The 12,984-nt window shown below is 29.2% G+C and carries 10 protein-coding genes; 8 read left to right on the top strand and 2 right to left on the bottom strand.

Going from position 1 to position 12,984, the window contains the following annotated elements:
• The first annotated feature begins 352 nt into the window (after positions 1–352).
• The 8 genes from ACQRD5_RS12845 to ACQRD5_RS12880 all read left to right on the top strand — a co-directional run bounded on the left by ACQRD5_RS12845 (position 353) and on the right by ACQRD5_RS12880 (position 9,960).
• Positions 353–1,576, top strand: coding sequence for an argininosuccinate synthase (locus ACQRD5_RS12845; protein WP_291631575.1), 1,224 nt, complete (start codon positions 353–355; stop codon positions 1,574–1,576).
• A gap of 2 nt (positions 1,577–1,578) precedes the next feature.
• Positions 1,579–2,979, top strand: a complete 1,401-nt coding sequence (gene argH / locus ACQRD5_RS12850) for an argininosuccinate lyase (protein ID WP_291631574.1) — start codon at positions 1,579–1,581, stop codon at positions 2,977–2,979.
• Positions 2,967–4,013, top strand: coding sequence for an N-acetyl-gamma-glutamyl-phosphate reductase (argC, locus tag ACQRD5_RS12855; RefSeq protein ID WP_291631572.1), 1,047 nt, complete (start codon positions 2,967–2,969; stop codon positions 4,011–4,013). Before argH ends, argC begins: the two co-directional genes overlap by 13 nt.
• A gap of 148 nt (positions 4,014–4,161) precedes the next feature.
• Positions 4,162–5,382: a bifunctional glutamate N-acetyltransferase/amino-acid acetyltransferase ArgJ gene (gene argJ, locus ACQRD5_RS12860; RefSeq protein ID WP_291631570.1), complete on the top strand. Its 1,221-nt coding sequence runs from the start codon at positions 4,162–4,164 to the stop codon at positions 5,380–5,382.
• Between the two features lie 14 nt (positions 5,383–5,396).
• Positions 5,397–6,251: an acetylglutamate kinase gene (gene argB / locus ACQRD5_RS12865; protein WP_291631568.1), complete on the top strand. Its 855-nt coding sequence runs from the start codon at positions 5,397–5,399 to the stop codon at positions 6,249–6,251.
• 97 nt (positions 6,252–6,348) lie between these two features.
• Positions 6,349–7,521, top strand: a complete 1,173-nt coding sequence (locus tag ACQRD5_RS12870; protein ID WP_291630122.1) for an aspartate aminotransferase family protein — start codon at positions 6,349–6,351, stop codon at positions 7,519–7,521.
• Positions 7,522–7,598: 77 nt separating this feature from the next.
• Positions 7,599–8,519, top strand: coding sequence for an ornithine carbamoyltransferase (gene argF, locus ACQRD5_RS12875; RefSeq protein ID WP_291630120.1), 921 nt, complete (start codon positions 7,599–7,601; stop codon positions 8,517–8,519).
• Positions 8,520–8,772: 253 nt separating this feature from the next.
• Entirely contained in the window at positions 8,773–9,960 is a 1,188-nt protein-coding gene (locus ACQRD5_RS12880) for a 3D domain-containing protein (RefSeq protein WP_291630119.1), read from the top strand.
• A gap of 121 nt (positions 9,961–10,081) precedes the next feature.
• Here ACQRD5_RS12880 and ACQRD5_RS12885 read toward each other — a convergent pair whose 3' ends face one another.
• Both ACQRD5_RS12885 and ACQRD5_RS12890 read right to left on the bottom strand, forming a co-directional pair.
• A complete protein-coding gene (locus ACQRD5_RS12885; protein ID WP_291630117.1) occupies positions 10,082–11,404 on the bottom strand; it encodes an acetyl-CoA hydrolase/transferase family protein in 1,323 nt (440 codons plus the stop codon).
• Between the two features lie 437 nt (positions 11,405–11,841).
• Complete coding sequence (locus tag ACQRD5_RS12890; protein WP_291630114.1) at positions 11,842–12,879, bottom strand: nucleoid-associated protein; 1,038 nt, start codon at positions 12,877–12,879, stop codon at positions 11,842–11,844.
• Positions 12,880–12,984 lie beyond the last annotated feature (105 nt).

Below are 12,984 nucleotides of genomic sequence, written 5' to 3' on the forward strand. Positions count from 1 at the left end.
CTTTTCCATATTGCTTATTCACTTTTTTCTATTTCTTCACTATTACTTATTAACACAATAACAATTATAACATAATTTACCAACCAAAATATTCTTTATTTGCATTATTAATTTAGCATTATTGAAAATTGGTATATTTTTTCGTTAAATTTCCATTTATTATTATCCTTCGAGCAAATTCGATACATATTTATAAGTATATTTTCATAAAATAATGGATTATCCATTAAATATACATAATTTTTGCATAAATATTAAAAATATTCTTGCATATTTATACCTTCAGGTGTATAATTATAAACATCTAAAAAATGTAGTTTTTATTTACCATTTATGAAGGGGGCTATTTAATATGAAAAAATATAATAAAGTTGTACTAGCTTATTCAGGAGGACTTGATACATCAATTATAATATCTTGGCTTAAGGAGAATTATGGCTGTGAAGTTATTGCAGTTGTTGGTAATGTTGGACAAAAAGATGAGCTTGTAGGCTTAGAAGAAAAGGCACTTAAAACTGGGGCATCTAAGTGTTATATTGAAGATTTAACTAAAGAATTTGTAGAGGATTATGTTTTCCCTACTATTCAAGCTAATGCAGTTTATGAAGGAAAATATCTTCTTGGTACTTCTTTTGCAAGACCTATAATCGGAAAAAGACTTGTTGAAATAGCTTTAGCTGAAGGAGCTGACGCTATATGCCATGGTTGTACAGGAAAAGGAAATGACCAAGTTAGATTTGAATTAGCTGTTAAAGCTTTTGCACCTGATATGGATATTATAGCTCCTTGGAGAATTTGGGATATAAAATCTAGAGAAGAAGAAATACAATATGCTTTAGATAGAAAAATTCCTATATCTATAAGCTATGAAACTAATTATAGTAAGGATAAAAACCTATGGCACTTAAGTCATGAAGGTTTAGATTTAGAAGATCCTGCTAATGAACCTAATTATGATAAAATATTAGAACTATCTAATACATTAGAAAATGCACCTAACACTCCTACTTACATTACTTTAAAATTTGAAAAAGGAATTCCAGTTGCATTAAATGGAGAAGAATTAGATGGTGTTACTTTAATAGAAAAGCTTAATAAAATTGGTGGAGAAAATGCCATAGGAATAATGGATATGGTTGAAAATAGATTAGTTGGTATGAAGTCTAGAGGTGTATATGAAACACCAGGTGGAGCTATTTTATATAAAGCTCACAAAGATTTAGAAGAGCTTTGCTTAGATAAAGAAACTGCACATTATAAAGAAATTATAGCTTTAAAATTTGCAGATATAGTTTATAACGGACAATGGTTTACTCCTCTTAGAGAAGCTCTAACTGAGTTTGTTAATAAAACACAAGAAACTGTTACTGGAGAAGTTAAGTTAAAATTATATAAAGGTAATATTGTTAACGCTGGTATGACATCACCTTATTCATTATATAGTGAAGAATATGCTACTTTTGGAGAAGATGCTGTTTATGATCAAAAAGATTCAGCTGGATTTATAAATTTATTTGGACTACCTATCACAGTAAAAGCAAAGATGACTGAAGCATTAAAGAAAGTTGGTAAGTAATTATGAAGCTTTGGGGCGGACGTTTTGAAAAAGGAGTTAATTCTTTAGTTAATGATTTCAATTCATCAATAAGAGTAGACTCTAGAATGTATAAAGAAGATATTTTAGGTAGTTTGGCCCATGTAAAAATGCTTGGGGAACAAAATATAATTCCAAAAGAAGATAGCAACAAAATAATAGCAGGTTTAGAAACAATATTAAGTAGAATGGAAAATGGAGTAATTAAAATTGATGAAGCTTCTGAAGATATTCATAGCTTTATTGAAGCAACCTTAACTTACTATATTGGTGATGAAGGTAAAAAGCTTCATACAGGTAGAAGTAGAAACGACCAAGTAACTTTAGATACTAAGCTTTATTTAAAGAAAGCATTAATAGCTTTATCTAATGATGTTATTAATCTTCAAGAAATATTATATAAAAAGGCTTCTGAAAATATAGATACAATAATGCCTGGATATACTCATATGCAAAAGGCTCAACCTATAACTTTTGCTCATCATCTTTTAGCTTACGCAGAAATGTTTAAAAGAGATCTTAGCAGAATTTTAGATTGTTATAAAAGATTAGATGAAATGCCTTTAGGTAGTGGTGCTCTTGCTACCTCTACCTACAATTTAAATAGACACATGATAGCAAAGGATCTTGGCTTTGCTCAAGTTACAGTAAATAGCTTAGATTCAGTATCAGATAGAGATTATGCTATAGAAGCACTATCAGTACTATCTATGATAATGATGCATTTATCAAGATTTTCTGAAGAAGTAATACTTTGGGCTACTAATGAATTTAGCTTTATTGAATTATCAGATGAATATAGTACAGGTAGTAGTATAATGCCTCAAAAGAAAAATCCTGATGTAGCTGAATTAGTTAGAGGAAAAACAGGAAGAGTATACGGAGATTTAATTACTCTTCTTACAGTTATGAAGGGGTTGCCTCTAGCTTATAACAAGGATATGCAAGAAGATAAGGAAGCATTATTCGATGCTTTAGATACAGCAAGTCTATCTCTTAAGACCTTTGCTGGTATGTTAGATACTTTAAAAGTAAATAAAAATAATATGCGAAAAGGATCATCTTTAGGCTTTACTAATGCTACAGATGTAGCTGATTACTTAGTTAAAAAAGGAATTGCCTTTAGAAATGCTCATGAAATAGTTGGTGCTATAGTTCTTCATTGTATTAAAGAAAACATAGCTATAGATGATCTTACTTTAGAAGAGCTTAAGAACTTCTCTCCTATATTTGAAGATGATATATATGAAGCTATAGATTTGGTAAATTGTGTAGAAGAAAGAAAAGTCTTTGGGGGACCTAGTTCTTCTTCTGTTAAAACACAATTAGAATTACTATTAGAATCAATAAATAAAACTAAGGAGGCAGTAAAATGCTTAAAGTAGGAATAATTGGGGCAACTGGCTATGTAGGTGCTGAACTTTTAAGGTTATTACTTAATCATCCAAAAGTTAAAGTAGAAGCAATAAGTTCAGTTTCATATGAAGGCGAAAAAATTTCATCAATATATAAAAACTTTTATGGAGTAACTAATTTAATATGTGAAAACCAAGAAGAAGTAATAAAAAAATGTGATGTTATTTTTGCAGCTCTTCCACATGGCTTAAGTGAAGAAATAGCTGAGCCAGTCTATAAGGAAAATAAAATCTTAATAGATCTTGGAGCAGACTTTAGATTAGAAAATGAAGATGACTATAAAATTTGGTACGGAAAAGATTATAAATATAAAGATCTTCATAAAGAAAGCATATATGCATTGCCAGAATTCAATAGAGATAAAATTAAGGAATACAAAATAATAGCTAATCCTGGGTGCTATCCTACATCTATAGAACTTGCCTTAATGCCTATGCTTAAAAATTCCTTAATTGATATAAATAATATAATTTGCGATTCAAAGTCAGGAGCAACAGGGGCTGGAAGAGGACTTAGTTTAAAATCTCACTATCCTGAACTTAACGAAAACTTTGCACCATATGGTATAGGTGCTCATAGACATACTCCTGAAATAGAACAATGTCTATCAGCTATTGCAGAAGAAAAAGTTCAAGTAACCTTCACTCCTCACCTACTTCCTATAAATAGAGGAATAATTTCAACAATATATTGTAATCCAAAAGAAAATCAGAAAGAAAAAATAAATTTAGAAGAAATTCATAAATTATACAGTGACTTTTACAAAGATGAATTCTTTGTAAATGTATTACCACTAGGAGATATTGCTTCCATTAAAGATGTTAAATATACAAATAACTGCAATATTTCACTACATCTAAATCATAGAAAAGATGGTTTTATAATAGTAAGTGCAATAGATAACATGGTTAAAGGGGCTGCTGGGCAAGCTATTCAAAATATGAATATAGTTTGTGGATTTAATGAAAATGAAGGAATAAAATTAGTTTCTGCAGGAAACTAATTCAATGAATAGTGCATAATGGGTAATGCATAATTTAGGATTAAATTCCTTCGAAATTTATAAATTTCATAATTCAGCAAGCTGAATTATATCATTAATTATGCATTATTAATTACGCATTATCACTTATACAAAAGGGGGACTTATTTTGAAATTATTATCTGATCAAGGTGTTACTGCTCCACAGGGTTTTCTAGCATCAGGAATTCATTGTGGACTTAAGAAAAATAATTTAAAGCTTGATTTAGCTCTTATATACTCAACTGTTCCAGCAAGTGCTGCTGGTGTTTATACAAAAAATAAAGTCAAGGGAGCTCCTATATATATTACAAAGGAGCACCTATCAAATAAAAAAGCACAAGCAATTATTATAAATAGTGGAAATGCTAATACTTGTAATGGTGAAGATGGATTAATGACAGCAAAGAGAATGACTGAACTTCAGGGGAAAGCTCTTAAGCTTAAAGCAAGTGATGTTTTAGTAGCTTCTACTGGAGTTATTGGTGTTCCTTTAAATATAGATGCAATTAAAGATGGAATTCCTATGTTAACTGAAAGATTATCTAAGGAAGGTTTCGAAAATGCTGCTACTGCAATTATGACTACAGACACCTATAAAAAGCAATTAGCCTTTAAATTTACTATAGATGATAAAACTATAACTATTGGGGCAATGGCTAAGGGCTCTGGAATGATTGAACCAAATATGGGTACTATGCTTTCTTTTATTACTACTGATTTAAATATTTCTGGAGAAATGCTAAATGAAGCATTAAAGGAAAGTGTTAAAATAAGCTATAACAGAGTTAGTGTAGATGGTGACACTAGCACCAATGATATGGTATTAATTTTAGCTAATGGACTTGCTAAAAATCATGAAATCAAAGAGAAAGATAAAAATTATTATGCATTTCTTGAAGTTTTAAATAAATTGAATATAACTTTAGCAAAAATGATTGCAAAGGATGGAGAAGGTGCTACTAAGCTTATAGAATGTATTGTTAGTAATTGCAAATCTGAAAAAGATGCTGAAATACTTTCAAAGGCTGTTATCAATTCTCCTTTAGTTAAAACTGCAATCTTTGGAAGTGATGCTAACTGGGGAAGAATATTATGTGCCCTTGGTTATTCAGGTGTAAATATTAATCCTAACAAAGTAGATGTATCTTTTAAAAGCTCTATTGGAGAAATAGAAATTTCTAAAAATGGAATGGGGCTTCCCTTTGATGAAGTTAAAGCAAAAGAAATATTACTTCAAGATGAAATAATGATTTTAATTAATATGAATAGTGGTAAACATTCCTCTATAGCTTGGGGATGCGACTTAAGTTATGAGTATGTAAAAATAAATGGAGATTATCGAAGCTAAAGGAAGGTATGAAAATGAATTATAAAGAACATGCAAAAGTATTAACTCAAGCACTTCCATATATACAAACATTAGCTGGAAAAATAGTCGTAATTAAATATGGTGGAAATGCTATGACAAGTGAAGAACTTAGACAAAGTGTTGCTACTGATATAGTATTACTTCAATGTGTTGGAATCAAACCTGTAATAGTACATGGTGGTGGTCCAGATATATCTAAATTTTTAAATAAAATAGGACAAGAAAGTAAGTTTATAAATGGACTTAGATATACAGATAAAGATACTATGGAAATAGTTCAAATGGTCTTAGGTGGAAAAGTAAATAAAAATATTGTTTCTCTTATTGAAAGTGTTGGTGGAAAAGCTATTGGTCTTTCAGGAATAGATGGCTCCTTTATTAAGGCAAGAAAATTAGAAAGTGATGTTGATTTAGGCTACGTTGGAGAAATAACTTCTATAGATACAAAAATGATAGAAAACACTATAGATTCTGGTTATATACCAGTTATAGGTTCAGTTGCTGTGGGTGAAAACTCTACTCAAGCTTATAATATAAATGCAGATACATGTGCAGCTAAAATAGCAGCTGCATTAAAAGCAGAAAAAATATTATTGTTAACTAACGTTCCAGGCCTTATGAAAGATGCAAAAGATACTTCAACATTAATATCTACACTAAGATTACACGAAGTAAAAAAATTACAAGCAGATAAAATAATCCAAGGTGGAATGATTCCTAAAATAGACTGCTGCGTTGAAGCTATTAGAATGGGCGTTAAAACAGCACATATAATAGATGGAACACTAGAACACTCTATTTTACTAGAACTACTATCAAAAGAAGGAATAGGAACAATGATATACTAAAGTGCTACGCACAATGAAGAATGTAATATTATTTGGAACAAATTACATCCATAATTCTACATTCTTCATTCTACATTTATAAAAGGGGGTTTTTTAAATGCAAAATAATTTACCTTTAATGTCTACTTACTCTTATCTTCCTGTTAATTTAGTTAAGGGTGATGGATCTTATCTTTTTGATGATAAAGGAAATAAATATATAGATTTTACCAGTGGAATTGGTGTAAATAGTCTTGGTTATGGGAATCCTGACTGGGTTAAGGCTATAACTGATGCTGCTGGTAATTTACAGCATATATCAAATATATTTTTAAATAGTACTACTTTGAAGCTTGCTGAGGAGTTAATAACAAAAACTAATATGTGCAAGGTTTTTTTCTCTAACTCTGGTGCTGAAGCTAATGAAGGTGCTATAAAGCTTGCTAGAAAATATAGCTTTGATAAATATGGCTTAAATAGGAATAAGGTTTTAACTTTAAATAATTCTTTTCACGGAAGAACTCTTGCTGCTTTAACAGCTACTGGTCAAGATAAATTCCATAATTATTTCTTCCCTTTCCCTGAGGGATTTGATTATTTTGAAGCTAATAACATAACAGATTTTAAAAACAAATTATCTTCTGATGTCTGTGCTGTTATGATGGAAGCTATTCAAGGTGAAGGTGGAGTTAATCCTCTCAACAAAGACTTTGTTGATGAAGTTTATAAAATTTGTAAAGAGAATGATATTATATTAATTTTTGATGAAGTTCAATGCGGGATTGGTAGAACAGGAAAAGTATTTGGTTTCCAACATTTCCATATCCAACCTGATATAGTTACTATGGCAAAAGGACTTGGTGCAGGTCTTCCTATTGGTGGATTGTTATGTAACAAAAAATTATCAGAAGTATTTAATCCAGGTGACCATGGTACAACCTTTGGTGGAAATCCAGTAGCATGTTCAGGAGCATTAGTTGTTTTAGATAAGATATGCAATGAAGATATGCTAAATGAAATAAAAGAAAAAGGAGAATACCTAATGCAATTACTTAAAGATATAAACTCTCCTTTAATTAAAGATATTCGTGGAAAAGGCTTAATGATAGGAGTTGAGGTAGCTACTACTCCATCAGAAATCCAAAAAAAAGCTCTTGAAAAAGGTTTACTAGTCCTAACAGCTGGAAAAAATGTTATAAGACTACTTCCACCACTAATAATATCAAAGGAAGAAATAAAAGAAGGCATTAAAATATTACAAGAAACAATAGTATCAATGCATAATGTATAATTTATGCATTCCTTTATAACTCAGCTTAATGAATTATTTCAACAATTATGCATTATAAATTAAATTAGGGGGTATTTATGAAAAAGGATTTATTGAAAATAGAAGACTTATCTAAAGATGAAATTTTAGATATATTAAATTTAGCTGATCAATTAAAATATGAACTAAAGCATGGGATTGATCATCCACATCTTAAGGGTAAAACTCTTGGGATGATATTTGAAAAATCCTCTACAAGAACTAGGGTTTCCTTTGAAGCTGGTATGTATCAATTAGGGGGATACCCATTATTTTTAAGCTCTAGTGATTTACAAATAGGTCGTGGGGAGCCTATTCAAGATACAGCAAGAGTATTATCACGATATCTTAATGGTATTATGATTAGAACCTTTGAACAATCAGAAGTTCAAGCTTTAGCTGAATGCTCTGATATTCCAATAATAAATGGTTTAACTGATGATGAACACCCTTGCCAAGTTTTAGCAGATTTAATGACTATAAGAGAAAATAAAAATATCTTAGATAACTTAAAAGTTGCTTATATTGGTGATGGAAATAATATGGCTCAATCATTAACAGTAGGTTGCTTAACCGTTGGAATGAATATTTCTTTAGCTATTCCAGATAAATATATGATGAAAAAATACTATATTGATAAAGGAATTGAAATATCTAAAGTTAATAATTTAAGCTTTAATATAGTAAATGATCCAAAAGAAGCAATAAAAGATGCCGATGTTGTAATAACTGATGTATGGGCTAGTATGGGAAAAGAAAATGAAGTTAAAGAAAGAATTGAATCTTTCAAAGGCTATCAAGTAAATTCTGAAATAATGAAACTTGCTAAAGATGATGCAATTGTTCTTCATTGCTTACCTGCTCATAGAGAAGAAGAAATTACTGATGAAATATTAGAACTCCATGCAGATACTATCTTTGAGGAAGCAGAAAATAGACTTCATGTTCAAAAGGCTATATTAGTAAAATTACTTAAATAATTTTTCTTTAAGTCTTTTTCGTTAAATTTAATATAATATTATAATTTTGGGCTGCATAGCAGCTCTTTTTATTTAATTTTAGCTTTTGGATTATAATATATTGATTTTTTTCTACATACACTTCTTAGAAAAATAATATATTACGCTGAAGATATTTTATTAATTCTACTTATCTTGATAATTGTAAACATTTATTGTAGTATATAAAATATAAATAAATATAATATATTAATATTTATTGGGGGGGGATTCTTTGAAGAAAAGAAGCTTAATATCTGTTGTTGCTACTATTACTTTCACTTTTAATCTTGCAACAGTAGCTTTTGCAGAACCAAATACTTCGGCAGAGCAAACAATCCAAGAAAATAAAGTCAAATATGAACAATTGGATGATGAGACATTAAAGCTCAATGCTGAAATTAAAAAACTTAATAATGATATTGAAGAAATTAATTTGAAGTTAGATAAAAACAATTCTGAAATTAAAAGTACCGAAATAGAAATTGAAAACATAAATAATAAAATTGAAGATTCTAAGATAGAAATTGAAAAAAGAGAAAAAATCATGGATAAAAGATTACGATCTATGTATAAAAGTAATATTTCTACTGATATACTTGCTTACTTAATATCTTCAAAAAATATATTTGATTTCTTTTATAGAATTGATACTATGAAAAAGCTTATTTCTATTGATAAAGAAATAGTAACTAAGATTAATGATAAAAAAGCTGAATTAGTTAAAGATGCCAAAGTAGTTGAAGAAAAAAAAGAAAATCTAAATATGCTTAAAACTTTAATTGAAAATGATTTAAGTGAAGTTAGTAAGAAAAAAGAAGAACAAGAAGTTGTACTTGCAGACCTTAATTCTAAAAAGGATGCAATAATGAAAATTATTGAAGAAAATGAAGTTAATTTAATATCTCATTCACTTTCTATTATAAATTCTGGTTCAGCATCTACCTCTGACCTTAGAGATGCAATTACTAATTTAAATTATATGTTACCTCAACTTAATAGTAATTATGCACTAAACTTAGCCCAGGAAGGAATTTCATCAGCTAATAGTCAAATAGCTTCTCTAGAATCTGCCAATCTTGAAATAAATGTAGGTTCTGTATCATCTACAAGCTCTAGTGGCACTTATTTATCTACATTTTCTATGACTGCTACAGCTTATACAGGGGGGAGCTATACGGCTATGGGTCTAAAGCCAGTTAGAGATCCTAATGGTTTAAGTACTATTTCTGTAGATCCTAACGTTATACCTTTAGGATCTAAAGTTTATGTAGAAGGTTATGGCTATGCTATTGCCTCAGATACTGGTGGTGTCATTAAAGGTAATAAAATAGATCTTTATATGAATTCCCTGCAGGAATGCTATTCCTTTGGAAGAAGGACTGTTATCCTTCATATAATTGCTTATCCAAATCAATGGTAATAAAAAAATATAAATATTAAAGGATGTAGTTTATGAAAAGTTTATAGCATAAATAGCTAATAAACTTAAAACTACATCCTTAAATATTTACGTGTATATTGAGTAACTATTATATTTTATATTAATATATTATCCCACATTCCTTAGCTTTTGCCCATAGTTCTTCTCTAAACTTAGGATGAGCTATATTAATTAATCTCTCAACTCTTTCAGCAATAGTTGTTCCTCTTAACTCTGCAACTCCATATTCAGTAACAACCATATCAACATCATTTCTTGATAAACTTACTGCAGCTCCTTGCTTTAAGAATGGAACAATTTTAGATATTTCTTCTCTTTCTCCAGTTTCCTTATTCTTAACCATAGCAGTAGAATATAACGCTATAAAGGAACGTCCATTTTTAGACATTTGAGCTCCTACTGCAGTATCTGATTGTCCACCTGTTGCACTAAATTGCATATGACCTATTGATTCTGATGCACATTGTCCAGTTAAATCTACTTCTAAAGTAGTATTAATTGAAACCATATTATCGTTTTGTGAAATTACATATGGATCGTTTGTCCAGAATCCATCCATCATCATTACTGATGGATTATCATCTAAGAATTCATAAAGTTCTTTTGTACCCAAAGCAAAACCTGCAACATGTTTTCCATAATTGAAGTTCTTTTTCTTTCCAGTTATAACTCCAGCCTTTATTAACTTCATAATTCCTGTAGTGAACATTTCTGTATGAACTCCTAAGTCCTTTTTATCCATTAATGATGCTGCAACAGCATTAGGGATTCCACCTATTCCAAGTTGTATACAATCTCCATCATTTATTCTATCTGCTATAAACTTCCCTATTTTTAAGTCTTTTTCATTTGGTTCAGTATCTGGTAACATCGGAGGTTGATAATCAGTCTCAATCAAATAATCAACATCGCTAATGTGTATTTCTAAATCTCCAAAAGTTCTTGGATAATTTTTATTAACTTCTAATATTACTAAGTCAGCATTTTTTAAAATTCTTTTTTCATAAATATTGCTTAATGATAAAGATAAATATCCATGCTTATCTGGAGGAGTAGCTGTCCCCATATATATATTTGTCTTCTTGTGGAATTGCCTCTTATAAGCTGTTAAGTGTAAATGATTTGGTATAAGTGATATATTACCATTACTTTGAGCTTTTCTCATAGGACCTGTATAAAACCATCCATCCATTCTAAATGAATCTTTATATGCAGGATTCATAAAATACTCTGCTGGCTCCTGTGGTAAACATGTAGTAACTGTAACGTCTTTAACTCTATCAGCTATCTTGTGTAAATTTCTTGAAATTTCTTTTGCTTCTGCTGCACCTAATCCTGTAACTATTACATCTCCACTTTTGATTAAATTTAAAGCTTCATCAACTGTAATATATTTTCCTTTAGATACATTTTTCTCTCCCATATTAACCCTCCTCAAATTTTATAGGCTTTAAGTATTAATATTCATTCTTTTATAGATAAATTTAAATCTTCTCCCGCCAATTAACCCGTCATTTTGTATATACTATATTTTGTACATACTATATATATAAATAGTAAACCTTTCCATATTTATTGTCAATAGTGCCTATTACGTTTTATTAATTTGTAAATAATATTAATTATTAATTAAAAATATTATTATTTATATGTAGTTTTTTTATTATTAGTAATAATTTTTTCAACTCCTTGTTAATTTAATAACTTATTTAGCTATAAAATATAAAGTTTATATATTAACTTAAGATAAATAAAAAAGGATATAGATATTATATTCTTTGCGACTTTGTAAACTTTAAATCGCCAGAATATAATATCTATATCCTCCTATAGTGAAAGAAATGAATTTATAAAAAACTATTACTTTTCAATATAGTTTATAACATGTTTAATTATCATATTTATACTTCCATCACCATTTCTTTGTATTTCAAATCTAGTTTTATCATGATAAGCTTCTTCATTAATATATAAGTCAATATCCTTATCTATTTTTAGTCTTACACGCTTTAACTTCTTTTCTACCCATTGTTTATCTATTGCTATTTCATCTTCAAGACCATGACTTTTCACAAAAGTTGCAAAATCATTTTTTATTTGAGGTTCTTCTTTAAAAAGCTCATTAGAAAGATCCTCTATATTGATTTTCTCTTCTTCCTTTAACTTTGCTTTAACTGCTGTCCTTATTCTTTCTGCTCTATCAGCATCTTCTACAATATTGCTTCTAGTCCAATTTTCAGCAGCCTTTAAAAAGGTCTTTGTCATATCTCTTTCATTACTTATAATTGAACATCCAAGAAAATTACTTATAAAATAGTTAGCTCCATATTCTTCATCTTTGCTTTTCTTTTGTTTATCTATAACCATAATATTATAAACTTGATTTTCTCTAATAGGTTTTATAAATGCAGCTTTTTGTATTCTTTGACTGCTTGCTGGAAGTCCTGCTGCTTGTGGAACTATATCTATCCCTATTTTATTTTCTATAAATTCAACTTTATGAGTAAAGTTTTTTACATAGTCCATCTTTAATATCCCTATCATAGGGCCTTGATCTGTAACTAATGAAACTATTATTAAGTCACAAGAGGGAATATTTGTGTTACCCTTCATTATAATAAATAATTGCCTTGCAAGTTCTTTAGATAGTGAAATTAAATCATTATCTATTCCATTTAAATAATCTTGAACTACTTCTTTTACTATATTTCTCTCAGGATTAAATACTGCATATTTTAATTCTTCATCTTTAAAACATTTTTCTATATGTCTATGTAAAAAGCTATATGTATCTTCATTTAATTCAAGACTATATTCATTTAAAACAGGCTCATCTGTATTCGAGTCTACAATATGAATTACTGCCTCTTGTATATTAATATCACTTATATACTCCATATAATTTTGGGTGCTAACAAAGATATCTAAATATTAGATTCTCTGCTTCCCCAAATTCACCACCTTTACCTTTTGTTCATACTATCATGCCTAATTTCATGTCTA

This window comes from Clostridium sp. SGI.024 (genome assembly GCF_050315195.1).
GTDB lineage: Bacteria > Bacillota > Clostridia > Clostridiales > Clostridiaceae > Clostridium.

Excerpts from the sequence above, each read along its gene's own strand:
- ACQRD5_RS12885 (WP_291630117.1), bottom strand. The coding sequence starts at position 11,404 with ATGGGAGAGAAAAATGTATCTAAAGGAAAATATATTACAGTTGATGAA.
- argF (WP_291630120.1), top strand. The coding sequence starts at position 7,599 with ATGAAAAAGGATTTATTGAAAATAGAAGACTTATCTAAAGATGAAATT.
- ACQRD5_RS12890 (WP_291630114.1), bottom strand. The coding sequence starts at position 12,879 with ATGGAGTATATAAGTGATATTAATATACAAGAGGCAGTAATTCATATT.
- argH (WP_291631574.1), top strand. The coding sequence starts at position 1,579 with ATGAAGCTTTGGGGCGGACGTTTTGAAAAAGGAGTTAATTCTTTAGTT.
- ACQRD5_RS12845 (WP_291631575.1), top strand. The coding sequence starts at position 353 with ATGAAAAAATATAATAAAGTTGTACTAGCTTATTCAGGAGGACTTGAT.
- ACQRD5_RS12870 (WP_291630122.1), top strand. The coding sequence starts at position 6,349 with ATGCAAAATAATTTACCTTTAATGTCTACTTACTCTTATCTTCCTGTT.
- argC (WP_291631572.1), top strand. The coding sequence starts at position 2,967 with ATGCTTAAAGTAGGAATAATTGGGGCAACTGGCTATGTAGGTGCTGAA.
- argB (WP_291631568.1), top strand. The coding sequence starts at position 5,397 with ATGAATTATAAAGAACATGCAAAAGTATTAACTCAAGCACTTCCATAT.